The following is a 25,203-nucleotide window of genomic DNA, read 5'->3' on the forward strand; positions in this document are numbered from 1 at the left end:
TTCCTGAAGCGCGGCACACTAGGGATGAGACCCGGAAGGGTCAATGCGGCTTGACGCGTTTGGTCCTTCAGAAGGGGCTGACAGGGAAGAAGCGCAGATAAAGCTCGGCGTATTTGCCCTCTTTCCAGAGCTGTTGCAGCGCATAATCCAGGGCGCGGCGCAGGGCCTCGTCCTCACGGCGCAGCACGAAGCCGATCCCCTCTCCGAAAAACCGGCTCTCAAGATAGGGGCCGCCCGCAAAGGCGCAGCACCCATTCGCATCCTCTCCGCCGATCCACAGCGCAAGGCTGAGCCCATCGGCGAAGACATAGTCGACCCCACCAGCCTTGAGCTCCGCCTCGGCGGCCGCCAGATCCGGATACGGCTTGAGGGTCGAGGACTGCATGAAGGCTTTGGCAAAAGCTTCATGGGCGGACCCTTCGACGACACCGATGGTCTTACTCTGGAGAGCTTTGGGCGAAAAAGCCGGAATGTCCTTGTTCGTCTGGTCGAGCTTTGTGGCGAGCCGTGCCGGGATCTTGAAATAAGGGGCTGTCACGGCAAAGCGCCGGCGCAGATCCGCGTTCACCGGAATGGCGGCAGCAATCACATCGCCCTGCTTTTCAGCCAAGGCGTCGAGAAGGGTATCGAACCGGCGGACCTGTACAGTGCAGGTCAGGCCCAGCCTTTCGCAGGCCGCCCGCGCGAGTTCGACCGACAGCCCAGTGGGTGTGCCATCAAGACCCGGGAAATGCAGAGGCGGAAAATCGTCGTCGACGAGGAAGCGGATTGAGCGGGTAGCCGGAATTTCGGGGCGCTCAAGCTGCGCCTTTGGGTCCCAAAAATTGGGGACCATAACCGTTTGGGCCTGAACGGCCCCGCTCATCGCTAATAAGGCGAAAACTCCCCATGCCCTTTGGGAAATCTTGATCTTGCGCGCAAAGCAGGCAACCAATGATATGATGTAACCCATCTTGAAGACGATACTCTCTTGCTTGCTGCTCTGCATCAACCACGCCCATGCCTCAAGAACGGCGATCGCGCATGAGGCAGGGTCTAGCGGAGCAAGCCTCACAGTCAACCGTGCTTCCGGTTGAGATCGGCTTTCTTGCCCGTCACGGCTACCCGCCCAGGATGCTACACGATGCGTCGATGATTGCTGAACTGACTGGCGTCTCGGGGGATGCTGTTCTGCTCAAACAGGGGTGGATTAAAGAAGCTGACTTCTACCGGGCCCTTGCCGCCGAGCTGAACCTTCCCTTTGTCTCTAACCCTCAGCTGTCGCGTACGGCCTGCCATCCTGAGAGCATTCTGGCCGGTCTTGCGCCCCTTGCAGGCCGACATGGCGGCTTTGTCGTGGCTCCCAGAGGCGGGACACTCGCCCGCCTCCTCCAAGGGCCGCCTTACACAACTCCCCTTGCCATCACCACGCCTTCCTCTTTGAGAAACGCGGTCTTTCGCATTGAAGGCCGCATGATCGCACATCGGGCTGCTTACGACCTGCATCAAGCGATTCCCGCTTTGTCCAGTTGCGATGGCGCCAGCATTACCCAGATTTTGGGATCCATTATCCTCGCGCTGGGCTCGTCCATCTGCACCGTCGCAGCTCCGCACATAGGGATCACCGTGATCTCGGTGTTCATAGGCCTGCTGTTTCTGGGCATCATCGTGCTGCGACTGGCCTCCTCCGTCCTGAGCAATCCTGTGCAGCCTGTCGAGCCCCCTCCCCGCATCCCCGACGCAGCCTTACCGACCTATACGATCATCGTGCCGCTCTATCATGAACGCCGCATCGCCTCACGACTGATCGCCGCCCTCAAGCGGCTCGACTACCCCGCCGTCAAACTCGACATCAAGCTCGTGCTGGAACTGGACGATGAAGAGACCATGGCAGCGCTCAGGTCTCTGCACCTGCCAGGCAACATGGAGATTATCATTGCTCCAACAGGCGAACCCCGCACGAAGCCGCGCGCTCTGAACGTCGCCCTGCCGCTTGCACGTGGGCGGTACACAGTGGTTTACGATGCCGAGGACATGCCGGAACCGTCGCAGCTGCGCCTAGCGCACGCCGCCTTCATGCAAGCGCACCGGAATGTGGCCTGCCTGCAGGCGCGTCTCACCATCGACAACACAAACGACTCGTGGATCACACGCCTTTTCACCATTGAGTACGCGGCGCTGTTCGACGTGTTCAATCCGGGGCTTGCTACAATCGGCAGTCCCGTTCCCCTCGGCGGAACGTCCAATCATTTCCGCACCGCAATCCTCAAGAAGATTCATGGCTGGGATGCCTGGAACGTCACTGAGGATGCGGATCTCGGTATTCGTCTCGCACGCTTCGGATACGATGTGGCGGATCTTGCCTCGTCAACCTTTGAGGAGGCCCCCAGTACGTTCAAGGCATGGATGGGTCAGCGGACGCGATGGATGAAAGGTTTCATGCAGACCAGCATCGCTCATGCCCACAAACCGACCTCCACTTTGGCGCAGTTGGGCTTCTGGCGATTCTATGCGGCCGCGGCCCTGATGGCTGGTACGGTGTTGAGCGCCCTCATCTATCCGTTCTGCACAGGCCTCGTCATCATCCTGTGGTTTACTGGAGCATCATGGCCGGACAAGCCCTTGTATGCGCTCTGGTATGCGCAGAGCCTGAGCCTGTTTGCTTTTGGTGTGGGGTCACTCTTTATTCCAGCCTGGATCGGTCTGCATCGCCGACGGCTATGGAAGCTCCTGCCCTGGACAGCTTTGCTTCCTCTTTATTATGGACTCGTGAGCCTCGCCGCCTGGCGCGGCTTGTGGGAGCTTGTCAATGACGCTCATCGCTGGAACAAGACCAGCCACGGCTTGGCGCGCACATCCCGCTTAGGAATGCTTCAGAAGCACCATGCCAATGTGGTCAAAACCAAATCATTAAAGATAGCACCGCCCTGATGCCACCAGAGCAGCCCCCCGGCGCCTACGAGGCATAGAACGGCGGCGCCGACGAGGATCAACCCGGTACGTCTCTCGCCGATGGATTGTTCTGTACCGATGCTCATCGTGGCTCCGCTTAGGTCTGGGCAGGCAGCGCATCATAAGCCAAGTCGGCATAAAAAACGAGGCGGCCGGAACCGCCTCGCTGGAGGGAGAGATTTTAGGCTGCCGCCGCCTTCTTGGTGGGCCAGCCGAGCTCCACGAGGCGGGCCTTGGCGAAGTCGCGTATCTCGTCACGGATGCCCTCAGGCAACGCAGCGAGAACCTTTTGCGTATCGGCATGGAGCATGAGATCGGTTACGGCGTTGATGGTTTTCGCCTTCTTGATCTTCTGCTTCAGATCATCCTCTACATTGCCGTCAGCCGTAACTTCGACCTTGGTCTTTTCGGTCTCGCTGCGCTCGGCTTCCACGTGCTGCTCCGCGTAGCCGGGACGGCTCTGCTTGAACTCGTCGGCCTCTTCTTCGGAATAAACGAAGCCGTGAAGTTCGATGAGCTTGAGGATGACGCGGTCTTTCGCACGCTTCTCCGCCATGGCGTAGACATAAGCCGCCTGCTTGCCGGAAACGCGGTAGTTCACGCCGACAAGCGCTTCGCCGATGGACCATTCCACCCGTTCGCCCATACGCCCGGCCACCTGTATGACAGCCTCATCGCGCTCGGCCTGGATGATCTTGGGTTCGTCGAAGCTGATCTTGGCTTGGGCGGCAATGCGCTCCAGCGTCTTGTGATAAATTACCGCCGTGCCCTGGACGCGCCAGACGTTTCCGGCCATCGGCTCATCGAATTTTGCAAGCACTTCGGCAATCTTTTTGTCTGTCGTATTCATCTCGATCCTATCTCTCACATGCCCGCAAAACCGGTCTTTGCGCTCTTCTGAGCCCTCTTCCCAAGGCAGGCGCGTTCGTTATTTGTTCTATACCAGATTCAGCTCCTCCAGTCCAATCCCGGGACCAAGCAGACCGATTTAAAAACTTTATATATCAATACCTTATCTTCCGCGTCATTTCGCCTCAATCCTTGTAACAGCGGGAGCATGTGACAGGCTTCTGACTACCAAGGATTTCCCCTTTCGGATTTGACTTCAAGCCAAATGTTCCATATTTGTTCTAATAAGAAGCGCTAGGTTTGACTTATCTCAAAGTGCTTACCCGCGCCCTTGCTCATCCACCATCACCCTGGAGGCCAGATGTCCGCGCCAGCGATACTTGACCTGTCCGAACGCCGTTCGGAGCGGCGCCAGGGAGGCCGTCGTTCTCAGAAGAGGCCCGCGACACCTCTGACGCGCAACACATTGATTGCGGACTTTCTGGCGATCTGCGAGCTCGATCCCGAGATCGAATCGCTGCGCGCGCCGGCTGACTCAGCCGAGTTCACTATCGGAGACCGCACTATCGAGCATATCGCCGATTTCGAGATTGTCCGCGACGGGCAATCCCTCCTCGTCGATGTTCTGACAGACGAGGATCTGCTCACCCATCCTCTGCGGACGGCAGCAATCCATGGTATTGTCTCGGAGGATGGCCGGCACTTTTCCATCGAGACCGCAGCGAGCATCCGTGCCGAGCCTCGCTTCACGACCGTGCGCCTGATCACCGCCTGCAGGCGAACGCCTGTAACGGCGGGCGATCGGGTGCGTGTTCTCCATCAGCTCGACGAGGTCGGCACCATGCGCCTCGTGGATTGCGCCGGCGGCGTCTTGAATACACAGGATGGTGTTGCCGCCGTTCTGGCGCTTGCCTGCGAGGGATTGATCGCTGTCGATATCAGCTGCCCTATCTTACCCGAAACGCAGGTGCGTCGGCGTCGATTGCCCTACACGGACCCCTTCACATTTTAAGAACTCGCGTGACGTTCTACGGCTTCGCCCAGGAGCGACCGCACGATAGCGCGTACGGCATCCGACGTGTTGTCTTCAACGAACTTCGCTTCGATCTCGTCACGCACAATGGAACCGTCACCGCTGCGCTTCAGCTCAGTGGACGATTCCGCCTGAAGCAGCGTCACGAAGGCGCTTTCGACTTCCCGCGCCACCACGCCGCCATCGGCGGCTTCCACGATACGGCCTGTCAGATCGAACACATTGCGCTCGAAGGGCAGTTCCTGCGCTTCAAGCTCACCGCTTGCATCGAGGATCCAGGCACGTGGAACATGATCGGCCAGATCCACTGACTGGCGACTGATATTGCCGGGGTTGAGCCAGCGGGTGCGTCCCGCCAGCACGGCCTTCTGTGTTTTGTGAATGTGCCCGTTGATCAGAACGTCGCACCCCTCCACTGCGAAGGGGGGCATAGCACCCGGATAGCCGCCATCGAAAGCGATATCGTGATGCGTGAACCATGTGTGCAGATCGACGCCTGTAAACGTGCCCCGCGCATCTGTCGGGATCGATTGTCCGTAAGGCGTCATGCCGACACCTAGCCGCCTCGTGCCGATATGGAACTCCGCCACCGGAGCGGATGTCGACACGACATCCACCACATCGCATAACCCCAGCAGAGCCAGCGTATCGCTGTCGGTCAGCATCGTGTGCTGGATGTCGTGGTTGCCCACATTCACGACGGGCCGATGATGGAAGCCCTTGAGAGTACGGATAAGCTGGTTCTTCAGCGCCTCGTCGGGCTCCACCGGCCGGTCGAAGAGATCGCCCAGGATAACGGGCGCAAGGCCTCGCTCGTTGGCGATGGCAACGCAACGCTCGAGCTTCGTGAGCACGGCCTGAGGCCACACCGCATCCTTGCGCCGCCCCGGACGTCGCGAGCCCACATGCGGATCGCCGATGATGAGAAGGCCGTTGCAGGCAACGGGCTGGAGGCGTTCTCCGGACAAGATCATGCAGTCAGCCGCTCCGTCGGCGAGGAAGGGGTGGAATGGGCGTGGTGGTCCAAGAGGTTCTCCGCGCTTACCGGCGTCCCGCAGGTCGGACAAAGCCCGCCGGTCTCCTCCATGAAGCGCGCCATCTCCGCCTGCGCGGATTTCATGCCATCGTCGATCTGTGCCATGCGACTCTTGGCAATGAGAGCAGCACTGCGAAGATCGGCAAGACGCTTCAACATGTTTTGTGCCGGAGCCGTGATTTCAAGGCTTGGAGCAGCATCAGGCAGGTTTCCAAGCGCTTCTACGCGCATCCTGCTCAGTGACAGGTCCCGTCTCAATTGGAGAACCTGCCGACCAATACGTTCGCGCTCGCGGGCGTGCTCGACCCTGCGCGTCAGATCGGCGACGCGCTCCGGTTGCGGCAACGTACGGGTTGCTTCGACGCGAGCCGAGGCCCGTTTCAGCTGCCGGGCAAGGCCTGCCAGGCGGGCTGCATGCTCCTGTAGACTCTGCAAGCGTTTGGATGCTGCATTCATCTGGTGTGCCTGCTCACGCAGCATGCCAAGACGCCCTTTCAAAGCTCCAATCTCTTCAAAACGCGAAAGCGTCTCCTGGAGCGAACTCAGCTCACGCTCACCATTACGAACCGTTGCGTTGTCACGGGTGCACCGCTCGCGATGGATCACAAGCATGTCGCGAATATAGCTCGCCTCTTGCCCGATGGAGAGCACGGCCGAACGGCGCGAGGCCGTTTCGCCCAAGAGGAATACCGGAAACTTCTGATGCGCGATATGCACGTCGAGATCTTCGACCTTGGTGATGCGAAACAGGTCGCTCACCCAATCCGGCACGTTGCGCCCGCCGGTCTCGTAGCGCATGCCCTTTTCCTCCACGATGGAGCCATCCGCCTCGTGGAGAGACCAGATATTGACCGGCGAACGGCGCGGCTGGCGCGTGAAGCGCAAAACGCGCCTGCCCGCGACGCCGATCTCAACGATTGCGGATTTCGCGCCGGCCCGCACAAGGCTGTCTCGTGCCTCGCCATAGAATACGGCGCGCAAGGCGCGAATGAATGTGGATTTGCCGCGATTGTTAGGCCCGATCAGCGCATTCACTCCAGGGCTCAAGTGAAGCGTTGCATCCTTGTAGGCTTGCACATTGACGAGGCGGACAAAGCGCAGGCCAGGCTGCACGTCGTCCCAGGCTGCGCTGCAATCGGCGGAAAGAACATCGACACCTCCGACAGGCTCGCCCACGATGCGCGCGATATGAAATTTATCCGAGAACTGAGACAGATCGTGATGGGAGACCGCGAAGCACTGTACGCCGAGGCGCGCTGCGCCATCCTCCAGAACCTTATAGAAGGATGACACGCGATCCGGGGCGATCCAGCAATCGGCCTCGTCGAGGGCGAGGAAGCGCGCAACATCCGCCTTCACCACCGCAATGAGCCGCAGCGCCATGCCAATCACATTGGTCAGCGCGCCGCCATTGTCCTCCAGAACGTCTTCGAGGGTGTCGTCCGCACGGCGTACGCAGATATCGAGCGAAGCCAGGCCGCGTTCGGTGGACAGTTCCAGCGCCACCGGCTTCTCGCCCGGCAGCACCTCCTGGACGAGAGCCGTCAGCAAGGTCTCGAACGCCGCGAGATTGCGACGACTGGCGCTGCCATGCACCGCCTCAATGAAAGCTTCCACTTCATCCTTGACGGCAAGCTGCCCCTTCGCGAGCTCGATCTCGCGCGTCAGCTCTGCAAGGCGTGAGGCAATCGCGTCACGACGGCCCTCAAGCCGTGCCAGCGCCGCTTCAGCGTGGGCAATATCATGATCGACAGAGCGACCCATCAACGATCCTCTCCGAGCCTCTGCAAGCGCGATTCCACCTCGCGCAGGGCAGCTCCAAATTCCTCGACGAGCTTGGCATTCTGCGCGATGGCCGCCTCGATAAGGTTCTGGATCTCTCCCTCATCGTCAGTGCCAAGCTCAGCCTTGGCGAGCGCCTTTGCCTCGTCGAGATCGCGCGCCAGACGCTCCATCTCACCTTCTGCGCGGATACGCTCCGCCCGAAGCTTGTCGAAAGTTTTACGCAGGTCTTCGAGACGCCGGAGGGTATCCGAATCTAGGCGTGACAGGCTTGTCATGAGAGAATGGCTCCGCTGCACATGAATGGTCTAGCTTCAGTTTAGGACGGCGGTATTTCGTCGCAACTTCTTTGCCTTATTTCGCTCTGGATTAAGGAGGATCACTTCAATCCTGGCGTCCAGGCCTCCACATAGTGCCAGTTACTCCGAGATTACAGTCCCAGACAACGAACTTTGCTTGACACCTTACCGTCCGGCATTATGTTCTTGTTTTGTTCACGCATCAAGTCTGTCTGCGTCGGCGTGAAGTATCGGAAGCCCTGTGAGCCTCCTGCCCGAAGGATGATGGTATGACCGCCATGATGGATGTTTGCCCGATTTTCGAGAACGAGGAATGGCTCGTGACGGAAGAAGGGCTTGAGCACAAGACGACCGGCTATTTCATAGAGCGCGAGAGCTTGGGCCAGCGCCGCGAGGATGGCTTGTGGACTTGGCCGCTGCATATGGCTGAAAAAAGCTGGTGCGCGATGACGCCTTTCGCCGAAGCGTTCTCCTGCGCAGCTTCTATCTATGGCGCCTCGGCAGGCCCGGAGCTTGCGCAAACTTTCAAGGTCGCGCGGCGGGAAGTTTCGGCTTGGCCGCATCTCAAAACCGACCTGAAAATTCCTACTCCAAACATGTCGTCGGCCTTGCGCAACGATGCTCAAACACCCATCTCCCTGCAGACGGCTTTTGCTGAAAAGCCCTTGGTAGACGACGGTTTTCGCAAGTCGGACGATAGTTGGCGCATGCGCACTCAAACAGGCGCGCGCCCCTTTTCGACAAGTACACGCATCCGCTCCGCACGCTACACCATGGAGAAAGCCCCGGCACCTGCATGGCAGGCTCCATATCGAATTCGCAGGACCGGAACGAAGCTCGTCAGGCTGCTGCAGGCGGCTTGGAACATACGGTGACAGGAATGCCAAGTTTAAGGCACGATGAAAGATTCTTCGATGGTTGGAGCACCGCGTTTCGCGATGCTTCCGACATGGATGTTTCTGTGCCTGAAACCGCTGAGGAGTTTGCGCAAAGCGTCATTTCGACGATCTGCCACGCAAGCGTGACCTCAAGCGTGGGCCGACGCACATTTGAGCGCTGCATGCGTGCGCTCGAGTTCGGATCGTCCTCCCGGGCTGGGTTCCGCCATCCTGCCAAGGCCGCCGCCATCGATCAGGTCTGGCGTGAGCGTGAGCAACTTTTTCGGGACTACACCTCAAGCCCAGACAAGCTGCGCTTTTTAAGCACGCTGCCTTGGATCGGGCCGGTGACGAAACACTCCCTGGCGCGGCGTCTCGGGCTTTATGCCGAGCTTCGCGACATGGCCGCTGCTTGAGAAGAAATAACAAGAAGAGGTTCAGCCCAATGTCCAAGGTTCGTGCAAGTGACGTCGGCTTCTGCGTTGTCGATGCCAACGCAAATGTCATCGCCGACAATCTCGTTCACCGCATCCGCGAAGCGACCGTCGATATGGAAAGCCAGGTCAACCGGCTCTATCGCGGGCGTCAGTCTTACGATCTCAGCGAGGGCACGAAGGCCGATCTCGACAAGGCCATCGAGCAGTTGACCTATATGGCCCGCACCCTCCGAGAGATTCGTAACGAACAATCGAAGGTGGTCTATCTTCAGGCTGCCGAATAACAGCGATCCCTTTGTCGAGCGGCGGTTCTATCGCCGCTCTTTTTGTATGAGACGCTATCCTTCCTGCTTTACTCCAGCCTCCTGTTCTTCTGCGCTCTCTACCGCTTTTCTCCTTGATATTTTCAAAGAACAAATATAGAACATATGGTGATGCCCCTGTCGGGCAGGAGTGTGCAGCAGACCCGGACCGAGTTCGGGAGAAATGGAGAGCTCAGATGGCGGGCAGTGTGAACAAGGTGATCTTGGTGGGCAATCTGGGTCGTGACCCGGAGGTGCGCCGCCTGAACAACGGCGAGCCGGTGGTGAACCTGCGCCTGGCCACCTCGGAGAGCTGGAAGGACAAGGCGACCGGGGAGCGCAAGGAAAAGACCGAGTGGCACTCGGTGGTGATCTTCAACGAGAACCTGGCACGGGTGGCCGAGCAGTATCTGAAGAAAGGCTCGAAGGTCTATGTCGAGGGCCAGCTGCAGACGCGCAAGTGGACGGATCAGAGCGGGGTGGAGAAGTACACCACCGAGGTGGTGCTGCAGCGCTTCCGCGGCGAGCTGACGATCCTGGACGGGCGCTCTGGCGGCGGCGCGTCGGAGTATGGCGACGAGGAAGGCGGAGGCCAGATCAGCCGCGGCGGCGACTTCGGACGCTCATCCCCCATGGAACGCAGACCCGAGCCGGCTGGTGCAGGCTCCCGTCGCAGCGACTTTGACGACGATATCCCTTTCTAAGACCATCTCGTTGAACATTGCGATCCGGGCCATGAGGCCCGGATTTTTTATGAACTCATTGCCGAAAACCTACAGACCCGCCGAGCTCTTGTGAGCTATATCGCGTGCACGCTGAGCGCGCTCGATCTCGCGCAACTTGCGGGCTCGCTCCTGAAGCTCTTCACGGCTTGGCCACCACCACCCCCTACTCTCGCGCAATGCGCTATCTTCAGGCTCTCGCGCAGGCTTGGTGCGATATACCTCCTGCAAAGCCGGCATCCGCCATCGCGCCCACACATAGCGTTTGGGGTCATTCTTCACATGCGGATAGAGGCTGTGGTCCAAAGCTTCCTCGATCACATGGCTTTCGACATCCTCAAATGTCACGACACCCCAGGCAAAGGTGGCGAGCGGCGTGTCGAGGGGTGGTAGATCATCTCCCGGAACCGGATAGCGTCTGCGGCGGCGCTCGACTTGCGCAGGGTTTGGAGGCTCAGGGCCCAGCCTCCTTTGCTCCTCGCGCCTCCTCTTCCTCTCCGCAGGCTCGTTGCGCCGCGCCGCCTCTTCGATGATCGGCCATAATAGGCGCAACCGCTCGTAGGAGCGGAAGGGCACATGCCAAATCTTGCGGTCGGGGTTCCAATGAGCCCAGGGGATAGACCGCAAGGCCTCGACGATAGTGCGCGAATAGGGTGTCCGGATTTGCAGATCGTCTTCGATCGTCAGATATGGGCTTTCCAGGGGTTCGAAGAGATAGGCATCGCGTCCTTTTGCGTCCGCATGCCGGTCAAGGGTTTCGAGCTCCTGTGCCATCCATGTATTGAGCCTCTGTACGGCCGTCGTTCCAGGCACAAACCATCCTTGGTCCTCGCCACGCCAGCGGGCACGAGGAAAGGCTTCGCGGAAACGGCGCACCAGATCCCGATCATAGGGAAATGAGGCGAATGCGCCCGGCTTTTCCCCGTCCGACGGTTTCACCTGAAAAGCGGATACCAGCTCCATCGCGTTCCTGCAGGGCTTTTGCAACTTTAGACCCTGAAGAAACAACAGGCGATGGCGGGATTGGATCCTTGAGCTAGTGTTGAGGAGCTCAGGCGAGCCGCAGGAGAAGCGTATCGTTTCCCGCGCTAGCCAGAGGATCGCAGCTCGGATCGATCTGTGGCTGGGATCTCGCCTCGAGCACCGTAACCTGGGGCGGCAGATTGCTGGAGGCCATGATGGCGGCCTCGACGCGATTGCGAACACGCAGTTTCTGCAGGATGTTGGTGAGATGATGCTTGATCGTCTTCTCGCTTAGATGCAGCGAGTTGCCGATCTCCTTGTTGCTTCGCCCCTGGACCAGGATCGAGAGAATCTGTTGCTCGCGGGGCGTAAGACGCGGAAGGCGATCCTTGGTGATGGTCGCAGTCATTCCAGCATTGCCTGCGCGCATGAAAAGCTTTGCCGCGAGACTGGGCGAGATGAAGCTCTGGCCCTGGCTCAAGACACGTACTGTCTGGATCAGTTCCATCCTGCTGGTTCCTTTCAGCAGATACCCTCGCACACCCCACCTCAAGGCCTCATGGACGCGCTCCTCATCGGCCTCATCAGCAAGAATGACGATCCCGATCTCCGGATCTTGCTGAAGAATTGCTTCAACAGCTTCCTTGTCCTGGCCCAAAGCATCGGCGTCGATGATCATCACATCGGGTTGGCTTTCATGGCAGATGCGAACGGCCTCTCGAGCCGATATGCCTTGTCCAACGATGTTCAGATCCGGCTGAGAGTTCAGAGCCAGAATTATGCCGTCACGAAATAGAGGGTGTCTGTCGACGATGCCGACACGTACGATCTCATCCATTGGAACCCCCACATTCCAATTTAGCTATGATGCCCGAAGGCGCGAGGCAGTCTGTGATACCCTGCCCAATGGAACCTCATCGGTACCATCTGAGAAGTAGGATAATAAGTTTATCTGAAACTCGGCAACATCTCTGGTTGTCAGGTGGAGGGGTCTTAGGCTCCTCATGCGTACTACCCCCAATGGGAAAATCGTAGCATCTGGCCGAACGGGCTTCGTATGCCAGTTAGGATGAGGCCTGCTTTTGCGACAGGCGCTCAGCTGCGACCATAGCTGCTTCGACCCGATTTCGAACCTGCAGCTTCTCCATGATCGCGGTGACGTAGCCCTTTACGGTCTTTTCCGCAACTCCCAGCTCGTCTCCGATCATCCTGTTGCTGAGGCCACGCAGAATGAGCATGAGGATCTTCTCCTCGCGATCGGACAATTCAGGAAACCGATCGGGCGGTTCTGCCATGCCGCTGCCATCCGCGCGACGGGATAGAATGAGCTGTGCGGCAAAGCTCGGCGACACGTAGCTCTGCCCTTTGCCTACTACACGGATCGCATTCACAAGCTCGGAGCTCCCGGTTCCTTTCAGGAGATAGCCTCTGGCGCCTTTTCTCAGCGCAGCTCTGACTTCATCCTGATCGTCGACGACGGTCAGCATCAGGATTTTCGTCGAGGGATAGCGGGGTGCAATTTTCATGATTGCATTCATCCCTCCTCCCGGCAAATTCATGTCCAGGACGAGAACGTCAGGGGCATGACCTTGAGCGATCTGAAAAGCATCGTTCGCCGTTTCTCCCTGCGCGACCACTTCCATATCCGGTTCCGATTCCAACGCGAACACCACTCCATCCCTGTAGAGTGGGTGATCGTCCACGACGCCGACTCTGATCTTATGCTGCATTCGCTTCTCCCAAAGCCAGCGGCAGAGATGCCTAGATGCTTGTTCCCGCGCCCGGCGCGCTTTTCATGCTTACAATTCCACCGATGCTTTCGATCCGATCCCGAAGACCGGCTAATCCCAAACCGGATTCCTGGAGCTTGCTGTCCACGCTGCACATGCCAGGCCCTTTATCCGTAACCTCAATAGTGATCGTCGTCCCATCCCATGCGATGTCGGTCTGCTGCCCCTGGCCGCGGGCATGCTTGAAAGCATTGTTGAGGCTTTCCTGCAGGAAGCGGCAGAGCGCGATCTTGACGAAATGCGGTGTCTGATCCGGAAGGTTCGTCACTGTGCACTTGATCGATGTTCCCGTACGTCGCTCATGCTGCCGGACCATGAACATGAGCGCTTCCTTCAGCGAGAGCTTCTCGACCTCAGGCAAAAGGAGGCCTTTGCAGATGTTACGGACATCTTTGAGAGCATCGGACAAGGCCTTCTGGATCGCCTTCAAGTTTCCACGATCGTCCGGACTTCCACGAACCTTGTCGAGCCGCAGCAGAGCCAATCCAATCAATTGCGCGATACCGTCGTGCAGATCGTAGGCCATCCGCCGCATAAATCGTTCATTGTCCTCTGTCGCGTTCTGAGCTGCGCGCTCGATACGCCTTTTCAGCGCTCGGTTCTCGTCCAGAAGCGCCGATAGTTGAGCAACGCGCTCCGTCAATGCTGCACGCTGCAAGTCGATGGTCTTGCCTCCGTTGGCCACGATCACGAAAAGGCAGCCCATCATGTTCAAGGTGATCAGAGCCGTGGCGATCCAAGTCTGCCATTGCGACTCCACGAGTTCGGCGTCCAATGCATCCGAGCGCTCGTGGAATTCGACGACGGCGATAATGGCTCCTGTCTCGGCTTCGTAAACGGGTGCGAAAACCTCGAGAAGCGGAACGCCCATGGCGCTCTCCCCCTTATCTTCCTCATAGGAAAGACCGTCGAAGACTACTGTGATGGATCCTGCCCATGCCTTTTCCGGATTGGGGTTGCGAGGGAATCTCTTTCCAATGAGCTCCCGTTCGCTGCTGTAGACGATCAAGCCGCCTGGCTTCCAAACCCGCAAGGAAGTGATGCTTGCGCGAAAGTCAGGCCGTTCCAGGATGCGTCTCAGATCATGTATCCGCTCCGGTGAAAGGGTATTGCCATATGCAAGCTCCTGCAGGTGAGGAGCAACGAAGTTATTGATGGATAGCGCAATGGATGCCGCTTTGACTTCCGTGACGCTCTCCCGCACCTGCCAAGAAACCCATGTTCCCATAGCGAACATGCCGATGATCATCACCGCAAAGGCGATCAGCAAGAACTGTCCCACAAGATTCTTGCCGCGCTTAGGCAGTGTTTCTGAAACGATCTCGGTCCCTGCGTCACAAGAAGGATACACGGCAGCACTCCCCTCTTGACGCATAGCCCTTCTGGATGAGGCTAAAGATCAAGAGCCGACATAAAGTCGCTCCGCATCCAGGTCCGGTAAATCCTATCCGAAAGAGGTAGCCTTGCCGAAGATTGCGCAGATTCAGCAAGAAACTGCGGTGCCTGGGAGATAATATTCATAAACACCAATAGCTTAGTGCGCAGATCTCTGTCTGCTGGTCAGCGTCTAATCTGAGTTATTTGGTTTCTGATATCCGACCATGGTCGGTAGCACGACCAAAGTCCGAGGTGGTCTTAGGACCCGAGGCCGACCTTGGTGCCGAAGCCCGATGTAGGACTTCAGACCCTGTAGTTTCAGACAGGATGTTCTGCCCAGAATGTGTTCAAGAGCCGCCAGGAATGCGGCGACAACTGGGAGAAGAGACAATGGTAAATCTCGTTCGACACGATCTCGAGTTCATCCTCAAGCAGATCAAGATTGCCGAAGCTCATTCGGCGGGAACGCCTCTGACCGAAATCCGCGTCAATGCTCAGGGCGATATTACAACCGACCCTACAGCGCCTCTGGCCGTGCCCACAACTCTGTCTCCTTACGGGCTGCGTACCGTTGACGGCAGCTACAACAATCTTGTCGCCGGACGTGATCATTGGGGCGCTGCAGACAACCCCTTCCCCCGCATCACGGACCCCTACTACCGAAATGAGAATGACGACAGCATCACCTTCGGCCAGGGATCGGGCAACGAGGTTGTCTTCACCGATGGCAATTACGGTGAAATGGGGAACCCGTCAGCAGCCTCGAGAGGTCTCGGCGGTGGAACCCTAGTGGACGCGGACCCGCGCATCATTTCCAACCTGATAGTCGATCAGACTCTCGACAACCCGGCTGCCATCTACGCTGCTCTCAGCTACGCGGGCATTACCGGGCCTGACCTGATGACAGCCCTGAACGAAATTCGGGGTGCCAAGACGGCTCTCGATGCGGCTGTTACCGGCGGCGTTCAGGCGACGATCGATGCAGCGCAGGCAACGCTCGATGCCGCGCTCGCCAAATATGAAGTAGAGATGGACGGCAAAAGCGTCGTGATCCCCAACGTTTCGCCAGACGAGGGACTTTCGGCACCCTACAATGGCTGGTTCACTCTCTTCGGTCAGTTCTTCGATCACGGCCTGGACCTTGTGCCTAAGGGCAACAACGGCACGATCTACATTCCTCTTCAGCCCGACGATCCTCTGTATAATCCCGATAGCCCTCACACCAATTTCATGGTGCTCACGCGCGCTCCGGAGGGTGCCGTAAATCTGACGACCCCATGGGTCGATCAGAACCAGACCTATACCTCGCACTCGTCCCACCAGCTGTTCCTGCGCGAATATGAATTCTCCGTAGACTCAAACGGTGATGGGATACCGGATTCCCATCCAATCTCGACCGGCAGACTGCTCACTGGCGATCGTGGCCTCGCCACCTGGGCTGATGTCAAGGAGCAGGCCCGAACCATGCTCGGCATCAATCTGACGGATGCCGATGTGACGAACATTCCTCTGTTCGTCATGGACGATTACGGCGAATTCGTCCGCGGCCCGAACGGCTACCCGCAATTGGTGGTCTCCCTCGGCGCTGACGGAAAGTTCGGCGGGACAGGAGCCAATGCAGACGTGTTCCGCGAGGGAAATCCAGCAAGTCCCATCTCGACCGCTGACGCCCTTCGCACAGGCCATGCCTTCCTGGATGACATCGCCCACGCAGCCGTGCCGATCCTCGTCAACGGCGTTCTCCAGCAGGATGGAGACAGCGCTCTCGGCTACAAGAACGCCGATGGAACCAACGGCCCAGTCGACCCCACCCGCGGAACGCAGCTTGCCTACGACAACGAGATGCTCGATGCGCACTACATCACGGGCGATGGGCGCGGCAACGAGAATATCGGCCTCTCCGCCGTCCACCACGTGTTCCATTCCGAACACAACAATATGGTCGAGCAGGTAAAAGCCCGCGCCATCGAGTCCGGGGATCTTGCGTTCCTCAATGAATGGCTGCGCGTTGATCTGCCGGCAGGAACCGCTCTGCCGCCTGCCACCGATGCCGCAGCCGTCGCAGCCTTTGCCGCGACTCTTAAATGGGATGGCGAGCGCCTGTTCCAGGCGGCGCGCTTCACCACGGAGATGCAGTATCAGCACCTTGTCTTCGAGGAGTTCGCCCGCAAGGCTCAGCCGGATGTGGACGCCTTCGTCTTCAATCCGTCGGTCGATATCAATCCAGCTATCTTTGCCGAGTTCGCTCACGTCGTGTATCGCTTCGGCCACTCCATGCTCCGCGAGCAGGTGGCTAGCACCGATGTGAACGGAAACGACACCAGCATGGATCTCTTTGATGCGTTCCTGAACCCGCTGGCATTCGGCTCCGCCGATATTGATCACGAGGAGGCCGCCGGCGCCATCGTCCGCGGCATGACGCGCCAGGTCGGCAGTGAGATCGACGAGTTCGTGACGGACGTCCTGCGCAATCAGCTTGTCGGCATTCCACTCGACCTCGCGGCCCTGAATATCGCCCGCGGCCGAGACACCGGCATTCCACCCTTGAACGAAGCGCGCCGCCAGTTCCAGGAAATGGCGAATGGCGATACGCAGCTCGCCGCTTATACGAGCTGGACGGATTTCGCCCTCAACTTGAAGAACCCGGCTTCGATCGTGAACTTCATCGCGGCCTACGGCACTCACGAGACGATCACTTCAGCGATGACTCTTGAAGCCAAGCGGAATGCAGCCTGGAACCTCGTCTTTGGCCACGCGAGTCTCAATGAGGACGACCGCCAGGCATTCCTGAACGGCACCGGAATCTATGCCAGCAAGCTCGGAGGCCTTGAGGATGTCGATCTCTGGGTCGGCGGCATGGCCGAGAAGAAGATGGCCTTCGGCGGTATGCTGGGCTCGACATTCTCGTTCATCTTCGAGCTGCAGATGGAGAATTTGCAGAATGCGGACCGCTTCTACTATCTCTCTCGCGTCCAGGGCCTGAACTTCCTCAACGAGTTGGAAAACAACTCCTTCGCCAAGATGGTATTGAACAACACCGACCTTGGCGAGAGCGGCTATGCGCTGCCCGGCGACATCTTCTCTGTGCCGGACCATGTCCTCTACATGGACCGCGCCATGATGACGAAGTTCGGGCACACGGATCCAACGCAGACCGATCCATGGCTTCAGGCAATCTCCCCCATGGTCGTCCGCAGGGACGCCAATGGTGATGGCAAGGATGAATACATCCGCGTGACCACCAATGATCACGTTCTGATCCAGGGAACTGATGGCAACGACACCATAATCGCTGGCGGCGGCGACGACTCGGTATGGGGTCGAGATGGTAATGACGATATCGAGGCCGGATACGGCGTCGACCGGGTGCACGGCGGCAAAGGCGATGATGTCATCACCAACAATGGCACCGATATCGGCGAAGTCGACATGCTGCACGGTGAGGAAGGCAATGACGTCATCCATGCCGGCAGCGGCTTGGCGCTGGTTTTCGGCAACGAGGGGCAGGACTTCCTCATCGCCGGTCCGGACGGCAAGGAGATGTTCGGTGGAACGGGCAACGACTTCATGGTCGGCGGCGAGGGCGGAGACTTCCTTCTGGGTAACGAGGGTGACGATTGGATCGAGGGCGGCAACGGTTTCGACGTAATCGCAGGCGACAACTCGGAGCTGAACTTCAACTCGACCATCATCGGTCATGACGTGATGTTCGCTGGCCAGAACGAACAGGATTTCGACGCCGAATCCGGCGACGACATCATGGTTCAGGGCGAAAGCGTCATGCGAAACGAGGGCATGTTCGGCTACGACTGGGCGATCCACAAAGGCAACACAGAAGCAGCCGATTCCGATCTGCTTACGCCCATCTTCACCACAGCCGAGCAGGATATTCTGCGAGATCGCTTCGATCAGGTCGAGGCCTTGTCGGGCTGGAAGAACGACGACCTCCTCAAAGGCGACAACCGGGGCGACCCGAATGCCGAGCCGCCTCCTGCTGGGGCCAACGGAGACTTCACCTTCACCAACAATGAACTGACGCATGCCGGTATCGACCGCATCGCCGGCCTCAGGGCGCTGATGGGAGACTTGGTGGCCGCCAAGCCGACATCCGGCGACCTCGAGAAGATCGTCGCCTTCGACCAAGGCAATATCCTTCTCGGCGGTGGCGGCAACGACACCATCGAAGGCCGTGGTGGAAACGACTTCATCGATGGCGACAGCTGGCTGAACGTCCGTATCCGTATCACCGTTGGAAACACGATCTACACCGCGGATGGAATGACAGGGAAGGTCTACCTCGAGTCGGAATACGAGAATGGCGCTCCTATCGGCTCTGCCGTAGCGCAATTCGGCGGTAAGACGCTCGATACGTTGATGCTCAACCGCACTCTGAACCCAAGCCAGCTTTCCATCGTTCGCGAGATCGTGGAAGGAGACGTGGAAAATTCCGCCAACGACTACGCGGTCTTCAACGGAGCCCGCTCCGGCTATGCCTTCAACCGCAACGCTGACGGCAGCTATACCGTCAGAGACATCGACCTGACCAATGGAGACACTGGAACGGACCGTCTACTCAACATCGAGTATCTGCGCTTTACGGACCAGGATGTGCTGATCGCACAGCGGGCAGCAACGGGCGTTCCTACGCTCATGGGCAGCGAGAACGTGATTACCGCCAATACAAGCGGCATCGCGGATCTCAACGGTCTCGGAGCCTTCCGCTACCGCTGGGAATTCTCAACCAATGGCGGAAACACGTGGAATACCATTCAAGGCGCCAACCAGCAGAGCTATGTCGTCCCGGACTCCCGGATCGGCCAGTTCATCCGGGTAGTGGTGAGCTTCACCGATGGAGCGGGCAACCCGGAATCCGTCACATCCGAAATGACCGCTCGGATCGGATCCAACAATGCCAGCGACAATTACCTGGGCACCATCGGCTCGAACCTGATCAACGGCCGCGGCGGCAATGATACGCTTTCCGGCCTTGATGGAGACGACGTCATTAATGGCGGCGCCGGCAATGACGTGATCACCGGCATGGCAGGCAATGATGTCCTGAATGGCGGCAGCGGCAACGACAACATCGACGGAGGTGAAGGCAACGACACCATTGATGGAGGTTCAGGCACCAATACGCTCAATGGCGGCACCGGCAACGATGTCTTCATGTACGACATCGATGTAGGCGGAACCTCGGCCATCAATGGCGGCGCCGACACTGATACTCTCAGCCTCTTCCAGAACGGTAACGGCAGCGGAACTCTGAACGCCACTTTCACGACGCGTCTGACGCAGGTTGAGGGCGCCACTGTCGGCACCGACGTCGAACGGGTCGTGGCTGACCTCGGAGGCGGAAATTCCGACACCCTGGAATACTCGACTGGCAGCTCCGGCGTGACAGTCGACCTTGGAGCAGGAACGGCCTCAGGCTTCATCTCCATCGCGGGCATCGAGAATGTCAGAGGCGGGAATGCGGCCGACACCCTGATCGGCAACGGGTCAGCCAACATTCTTGATGGACGTGGCGGCGCCGACACGTTGCGGGGTCTGGGCGGAGACGACACGTACGTTGTCGATAATGCGGGCGATGTGGTGGATGAAACTGCAGCAGGTTCCAGCGGCATCGACACGGTTGAGACGTCTCTTGCCAGCTACACTCTGACCGCAGGCGTGGAGAACCTCGAGTACACCGGCAACGGTGCATTCACCGGCACTGGAAACGCCTTGAACAACGTGATCAGCGGCGGAGGCTCAGGAGACAACCTATTCGGCCTCGATGGCGACGATACCCTCAACGGAAATGGTGGCAACGACACCATGGATGGAGGTAACGGTAACGACGACCTTGCGGGCGGCAGCGGAAACGACGCCATGAGCGGAGGTGACGGAAACGATACTCTCGAAGGCGGTACCGGCGTTGACCGCATGACGGGTGGCAGTGGTGCGGATACCTTTGTCTTCAATGACGACGAGACCGGCACCAATGCAAACCGGGATGTGATCACCGACTTTGTCCAAGGCGTCGATAAGATCGATATCAGAACCATCGATGCCAACAGGTCCCTCCTCAGCCTGCTGAGCGATCAGGACTTCAACTTCATCGGCTCCAACAACTTCAGCGGCAATGGAGCCGGTCAGCTGCGCTATAGTCAGGTCGGCGGTCAAACCATCATCGAGGGCCGCTCCCTCAACCTCTTCGGGAACGGAACGGTTGCATTCCAGATCGCACTCGATGGATTGGTGAACCTGACTGCGGCAGACTTCCTTGGCCTCACCAATTCTCCGCAAACGGTCAATGCTCAAGTAGACCTTCTTGCAGCTCAGGCACCAGCCTTGGCGGAGAATGCGGCAGGAGGCACGACCGTCGCAACCTTGACCTCCCTCGCACCGGAAGCGGCCGGCATGGTCACCTTCTCCCTGCGCGGGCCGTCGAGCAACCTGTTCGAAATCCAGGGCAGCAATGTCGTGCTGAAGCACGGCGCCGCACTCGATTTCGAGAGCCAGCGCTCGCATGAGGTCACGGTAGTGGCCGTCGCATCCGACGGCGCCGTCAAAGAGGAAACCTTCAGGTTCGATGTCCAGAACCTGAGCGGAAGCGCGAGAGGCTCGTCCAGATCCGAGACACTCCGGGGAACCGGTGAAGAAGATCGGATGTGGGGCGGCCGTGGGAACGACAACGTCTACTCCGGAGATGGCAACGACCAGATCTACGGTGAGGACGGCAACGACCGACTGTTTGCGGAGGACGGCAACGATCACCTCTACGGTGGCCGCGGCAATGATCGGCTGGACGGCGGCAGGGGCGTCGACAAGATGTGGGGCGGTCAAGGCAACGATGTCTACATCGTCGATGATCGGTCGGATCGGGTCTACGAAGCCCGCGGGCAAGGCATCGATACGGTCAAGGCCAGCACATCCTACTCCCTGTCCGGCACCAATGTAGAGAGGCTCATTCTGACCGGATCCGAGGACACCAAAGGACACGGCAACACGCTCGACAACGTGTTGACCGGCAACAATGGGCATAACGAGCTCAAGGGCGGTCGCGGCGACGATGTCCTTATCGGTGGTCGCGGTAACGATAAGCTCAGTGGTGGATCGGGAGCGGACATCTTCGTCTTCCAGAAAAACCATGGCCGGGACACCGTCACCGACTTCCGTCATGGCATTGACGAAATCGACCTCAGACGGCTTCCGGGTGTGAATGATCTGTCGGACATCTCGATCCAGCAGGCCGGTCACGACACGATCCTCAAGTACGGCTCCGACATCCTCGTCCTTAAAGGTGTCAACGCATCCGATCTCGACAGCAACGACTTCATCTTCTGATGCAGGCTCGTTGAGATCGTTTGGCCCCGCCGGGATAAGCCCCCTCTTACTCCCGGCGGGATCACTCCCTGAAGACCTGGTGCGTCTCCCGGAGCCAATTCAAGCACTGAAACGACGTAATCTTCCAAGGCCAATCCTGAGGCAATGTCGATGATCAGTTCTCTCAAAAGCCGACCCAGCATCATGGCTTCCTGTCGTGGCGCCTTCCTGGGCGTCGCCATTCTCAGCGGCCTGATCAACCTGCTCTATCTCTCAGGCTCGATCTTCATGATGGAGGTCTATGACCGGGTTCTCCCCAGCCGGAGCATCCCGACTCTCGTCGGCCTCTCCATCATCATCGTGGTGCTGTATCTCTTCCAAGGCCTCTTCGAGACGGTTCGCGGCCGCATTCTCGCACGCGTCGGAGCAGCCCTCGACGAGGATCTCAGTCAGCAGATTTTTCAAGGTCAGATCAACGCACCTCTCAAAGGCCGATCCGAGGGAGATGGACAGCAGCCGCTGCGGGATCTCGATCAATTGCGGGCCTTCCTTGCAGGTGGCGGCCCCTCCGCTCTCTTCGATCTCCCTTGGATGCCGCTCTACCTGTTCATCTGCTTCGCCTTTCATCCGTGGATCGGTTTGACAGCCCTTGCAGGCGCATGCCTCCTCGTTGTGTTCACCCTTTTGACCGAGTTCCTGACGCGCGAAGCGTCCAAGGCCGCGGTGAGCGCCGCTCTGGTCCGAAACGGGATCTCTGAGGGAGCCCATCGCAACGCGGAAGTCGTGCACGCCATGGGCATGGCCCCGTGGATTGGAAGGCGTTGGAGCGAGGCCAATGCACGCTACCTCTCCTATCAGCAAAAAACTTCTGACGTGGCAGGCGGCTTCGGAGCCCTGTCGAAGGTACTCCGCATGCTGCTGCAATCAGCTGTTCTTGCTATCGGCGCCTATCTGGTCATCGACGGGCAGGCGACGGGCGGTATCATGATCGCCAGTTCCATCCTCACCTCTCGTGCTGTGGCACCGGTCGAACTGGCGATTGCCAACTGGAAAGGTTTCGTCAGTGCCCGTCAGGGTTGGCGCCGATTGAAAGGTCTTCTTGAATCCGATGCACGCTCGGAAGCTCCCTTGAAGCTCCCTGCCCCTCGCACGCTCCTGTCTCTAGAGAATGCCGGAACGGGCGCTCCTGGCCGCCAGAAATTTGCCATTCAAGATGTGTCGTTCGAACTGCAAGCAGGCAGCGGGCTCGGAATCATCGGCCCGAGCGCATCGGGAAAGTCCTCCCTCGCACGCATGATCGTCGGAGTGTGGCCTGCTTGGCGCGGCAAGGTTCGCTTCGACGGCGCCGCCATTGAGCAATGGCTTCCTGAAGATCTCGGACGCCATATCGGCTACCTGCCGCAGGACGTCGAACTCTTTGCAGGAACCGTGGCACAGAACATCGCGCGCTTCGACCCGAACCCAAAGTCCGATGCCATCATTGCTGCTGCCAAAGCCGCCAATGTGCACGAAATGATCCTGCAACTGCCTGACGGATACGAGACGCAGGTCGGCGAGTCAGGAGCAGCCCTGTCAGGCGGACAGCGCCAACGCATCGCTCTGGCTCGCGCCATCTATGGAGATCCCTTCCTCGTGGTGCTCGATGAGCCGAACTCGAATCTCGACAATGAAGGCGAGCAGGCTCTGACGGCTGCGATCATGAGCATCCGGTCTCGGGGAGGAGTGGTGATCATCATAGCTCATCGTCCGAGCGCCCTTGCAGCCGTCGATCATGTACTCGTCATGTCGGAAGGCCGGGTCCAGAGCTTCGGCCTGAAGGACGAAATCCTCAGCAAGGTACTTCGTTCTGTCCCAACACCTCAGCCCACAGAGCCACGGGTTTCTGTGTCTCCCCCGTTGAAAGCCGTCTAGGAGCCAGGAGCACGTCATGAACCCCGCCAATAGAACAAATGCCAGGGCCGCGATTCGACGCTACTCGCTGCTGGGTCTGTCTTCTGCTTTCTTCCTCGTCGGCGGCCTTGGTGGCTGGGCGGCGGTGACGGAACTGTCCGGAGCTGTCGTTGCTCCAGGATCCATTGTGGTCGACACACACGTCAAGAAAGTTCAGCATCCCACCGGTGGGGTCGTCGGCGAGATCCTCGTCCGGGATGGAAACCGCGTTCGCGCCGGCGATGTCGTTGTTCGCCTCGATGAGACGATCGCCCGTGCCAATCTCGCAATGGTCTCCAAGAGCCTGGACGAACTGGCCGCACGACAGAGCAGGCTGCAAGCCGAGCGCGATGGGGTGGAGCAGATCGCTTTTCCACGCGAGTTGAAAAGCCGCCTGCTGGAAGCCGAACTTGCTGCTCTGATTCAAGGCGAAATCCATCTGTTCGAGACACGCCGTGCTGCCCGAGCGGGCCAAAAGTCACAGCTCAAGGAGCGCATTGCCCAGCTGCAGGAACAGATTGACGGCCTCAAACTCCAGGCTGCCGCAAAGGCCGATGAGATCAAGTTGATTCAGGAGGAGCTTGTCGGCGTCGATCAGCTCTGGCGTAAGAATTTGGTACCCATCACCCGCGTCACAGCGCTCAAGCGTGAGGAGACACGCCTGCGCGGCGAGCATGGGCAACTCATCTCGAATGTCGCGCAAGCGAAAGGACGGATCAGCGAGACGTCGCTTCAGATCATCCAGATCGATCAGGACCTACGAAGCGAAGTCTCGCAGGAGCTGCGCGAGGTTCAGGCGAAGATGTCAGAGCTGGTCGAGAGGAAAGTTTCAGCACAAGATCAGCTGAAGCGGATTGAAATCCGTGCGCCCCAGGATGGAGTCGTTCACCAATCCGTTGTGCATACGGTTGGCGGCGTCATCAACGCAAGCGAACCTCTGATGCTGATCGTTCCCGAAACGGATGAGCTCTCCATTGAGGTGAAGGTATCTCCGCAGGATATCGACCAAGTTCAACCTGGGTTAAGCACGGTATTGCGTCTATCCGCTTTCAACCAGCGTTCGACGCCTGAGCTTTATGGTTATGTCAGTGTGATTGCGGCCGATTTGGTGACGGATCCCAGAAGCGGTCAGCAATATTACCCTGTCCGGCTTTCATTTGCGGCTGGCGAGCGTGAGCGTTTAGGTACGCTGCGGCTTGTTCCAGGGATGCCTGTTGAGGGGTTGATCCGGACGGGGTCTCGGACGGTTTTGTCGTATCTCACCAAGCCGGTGGTCGATCACGCGGTGCGGGCGTTTCGGGAGGAATGAGGGTTTCTTCTGCCTTCTCACAGGGTCCGGATACGACGAAGCCCTCGCTGGGGTTACCAGGCGAGGGCTGTTGTGTTTGGTTGCGGGGACAGGATTTGAACCTGTGACCTTCAGGTTATGAGCCTGACGAGCTACCGGGCTGCTCCACCCCGCGTCACTCAGGGCCGGTGTGGCAGGCCACACCGGCAAGAGGGAAGACAAACACAAACCGCGGCGCTTGTTTTCACAAGACACCGCGGTGTGGTTGTCAAAAGA

General features: G+C 58.8%; 18 protein-coding genes and 1 tRNA gene. 9 read left to right on the top strand and 10 right to left on the bottom strand.

What is annotated here, in order from left to right; genetic code table 11:
- Nucleotides 1–67 precede the first annotated feature (67 nt).
- Nucleotides 68–865 (bottom strand): transporter substrate-binding domain-containing protein, encoded by a 798-nt coding sequence (locus BLP10_RS18345; RefSeq protein ID WP_244510666.1) that lies wholly within the window; start codon nucleotides 863–865, stop codon nucleotides 68–70.
- A gap of 266 nt (nucleotides 866–1,131) precedes the next feature.
- Here BLP10_RS18345 and BLP10_RS18350 point away from each other — a divergent pair, with 266 nt between their 5' ends.
- Nucleotides 1,132–2,910 carry a glycosyltransferase gene (locus tag BLP10_RS18350; protein WP_210183639.1) on the top strand — a complete coding sequence of 593 codons (1,779 nt, stop codon included), beginning with the start codon at nucleotides 1,132–1,134 and terminating at the stop codon, nucleotides 2,908–2,910.
- A 202-nt stretch (nucleotides 2,911–3,112) separates the two neighbouring features.
- On the opposite strand, the gene BLP10_RS18355 is transcribed toward BLP10_RS18350, so the two are convergent.
- Nucleotides 3,113–3,781: a trna delta -isopentenylpyrophosphate transferase gene (locus BLP10_RS18355; RefSeq protein ID WP_091137906.1), complete on the bottom strand. Its 669-nt coding sequence runs from the start codon at nucleotides 3,779–3,781 to the stop codon at nucleotides 3,113–3,115.
- A 360-nt stretch (nucleotides 3,782–4,141) separates the two neighbouring features.
- Between BLP10_RS18355 and BLP10_RS18360 the strand changes: the two genes are divergently transcribed.
- A complete protein-coding gene (locus BLP10_RS18360; protein WP_091137908.1) occupies nucleotides 4,142–4,792 on the top strand; it encodes a hypothetical protein in 651 nt (216 codons plus the stop codon).
- Here the strand turns inward: BLP10_RS18360 and BLP10_RS18365 are convergent.
- The 3 genes from BLP10_RS18365 to BLP10_RS18375 are packed head-to-tail and all read right to left on the bottom strand — an operon-like array spanning nucleotide 4,789 to nucleotide 7,909.
- On the bottom strand, nucleotides 4,789–5,787 hold the full coding sequence (locus BLP10_RS18365; protein WP_091137911.1) for a metallophosphoesterase: 999 nt from the start codon (nucleotides 5,785–5,787) through the stop codon (nucleotides 4,789–4,791). The genes BLP10_RS18360 and BLP10_RS18365 overlap by 4 nt on opposite strands.
- Complete coding sequence (locus tag BLP10_RS18370) at nucleotides 5,784–7,613, bottom strand: AAA family ATPase (RefSeq protein WP_244510667.1); 1,830 nt, start codon at nucleotides 7,611–7,613, stop codon at nucleotides 5,784–5,786. Before BLP10_RS18370 ends, BLP10_RS18365 begins: the two co-directional genes overlap by 4 nt.
- Nucleotides 7,613–7,909, bottom strand: a complete 297-nt coding sequence (locus BLP10_RS18375; protein WP_091137915.1) for a hypothetical protein — start codon at nucleotides 7,907–7,909, stop codon at nucleotides 7,613–7,615. The genes BLP10_RS18370 and BLP10_RS18375 overlap by 1 nt, the downstream gene beginning before the upstream one ends.
- A gap of 290 nt (nucleotides 7,910–8,199) precedes the next feature.
- Here BLP10_RS18375 and BLP10_RS23250 point away from each other — a divergent pair, with 290 nt between their 5' ends.
- The 4 genes from BLP10_RS23250 (at nucleotide 8,200) to BLP10_RS18395 (ending at nucleotide 10,251) form a co-directional block, all read left to right on the top strand.
- On the top strand, nucleotides 8,200–8,805 hold the full coding sequence (locus BLP10_RS23250) for a hypothetical protein (protein WP_175493964.1): 606 nt from the start codon (nucleotides 8,200–8,202) through the stop codon (nucleotides 8,803–8,805).
- A gap of 185 nt (nucleotides 8,806–8,990) precedes the next feature.
- A complete protein-coding gene (locus tag BLP10_RS18385; protein ID WP_139165534.1) occupies nucleotides 8,991–9,224 on the top strand; it encodes a hypothetical protein in 234 nt (77 codons plus the stop codon).
- Between the two features lie 29 nt (nucleotides 9,225–9,253).
- A complete protein-coding gene (locus BLP10_RS18390; RefSeq protein ID WP_091137920.1) occupies nucleotides 9,254–9,529 on the top strand; it encodes a hypothetical protein in 276 nt (91 codons plus the stop codon).
- 215 nt (nucleotides 9,530–9,744) lie between these two features.
- Nucleotides 9,745–10,251 carry a single-stranded DNA-binding protein gene (locus BLP10_RS18395; RefSeq protein ID WP_091137922.1) on the top strand — a complete coding sequence of 169 codons (507 nt, stop codon included), beginning with the start codon at nucleotides 9,745–9,747 and terminating at the stop codon, nucleotides 10,249–10,251.
- Between the two features lie 69 nt (nucleotides 10,252–10,320).
- On the opposite strand, the gene BLP10_RS18400 is transcribed toward BLP10_RS18395, so the two are convergent.
- The 4 genes from BLP10_RS18400 to BLP10_RS18415 form a co-directional block, all read right to left on the bottom strand.
- The gene (locus BLP10_RS18400) at nucleotides 10,321–11,232 is read right to left on the bottom strand and encodes a hypothetical protein (RefSeq protein WP_091137925.1); all 912 of its coding nucleotides are present in this window, start codon (nucleotides 11,230–11,232) and stop codon (nucleotides 10,321–10,323) included.
- Between the two features lie 88 nt (nucleotides 11,233–11,320).
- Nucleotides 11,321–12,070 (bottom strand): LuxR C-terminal-related transcriptional regulator, encoded by a 750-nt coding sequence (locus tag BLP10_RS18405; protein WP_091137927.1) that lies wholly within the window; start codon nucleotides 12,068–12,070, stop codon nucleotides 11,321–11,323.
- 226 nt (nucleotides 12,071–12,296) lie between these two features.
- Nucleotides 12,297–12,962 (bottom strand): response regulator, encoded by a 666-nt coding sequence (locus BLP10_RS18410; RefSeq protein ID WP_091137932.1) that lies wholly within the window; start codon nucleotides 12,960–12,962, stop codon nucleotides 12,297–12,299.
- 31 nt (nucleotides 12,963–12,993) lie between these two features.
- Nucleotides 12,994–14,304, bottom strand: coding sequence for a sensor histidine kinase (locus BLP10_RS18415; RefSeq protein WP_175493966.1), 1,311 nt, complete (start codon nucleotides 14,302–14,304; stop codon nucleotides 12,994–12,996).
- Nucleotides 14,305–14,789: 485 nt separating this feature from the next.
- Between BLP10_RS18415 and BLP10_RS18420 the strand changes: the two genes are divergently transcribed.
- The 3 genes from BLP10_RS18420 (at nucleotide 14,790) to BLP10_RS18430 (ending at nucleotide 24,948) form a co-directional block, all read left to right on the top strand.
- Complete coding sequence (locus BLP10_RS18420; protein WP_175493967.1) at nucleotides 14,790–21,731, top strand: peroxidase family protein; 6,942 nt, start codon at nucleotides 14,790–14,792, stop codon at nucleotides 21,729–21,731.
- 150 nt (nucleotides 21,732–21,881) lie between these two features.
- Nucleotides 21,882–23,621, top strand: coding sequence for a type I secretion system permease/ATPase (locus tag BLP10_RS18425; RefSeq protein ID WP_091137976.1), 1,740 nt, complete (start codon nucleotides 21,882–21,884; stop codon nucleotides 23,619–23,621).
- Between the two features lie 16 nt (nucleotides 23,622–23,637).
- Nucleotides 23,638–24,948 (top strand): HlyD family type I secretion periplasmic adaptor subunit, encoded by a 1,311-nt coding sequence (locus BLP10_RS18430; RefSeq protein WP_091137943.1) that lies wholly within the window; start codon nucleotides 23,638–23,640, stop codon nucleotides 24,946–24,948.
- A gap of 77 nt (nucleotides 24,949–25,025) precedes the next feature.
- Here BLP10_RS18430 and BLP10_RS18435 read toward each other — a convergent pair.
- Nucleotides 25,026–25,102 (bottom strand) — tRNA-Met (locus BLP10_RS18435).
- Nucleotides 25,103–25,203: the final 101 nt, after the last annotated feature.

This window comes from Microvirga guangxiensis (assembly GCF_900102135.1).
Classification (GTDB): domain Bacteria; phylum Pseudomonadota; class Alphaproteobacteria; order Rhizobiales; family Beijerinckiaceae; genus Microvirga; species Microvirga guangxiensis.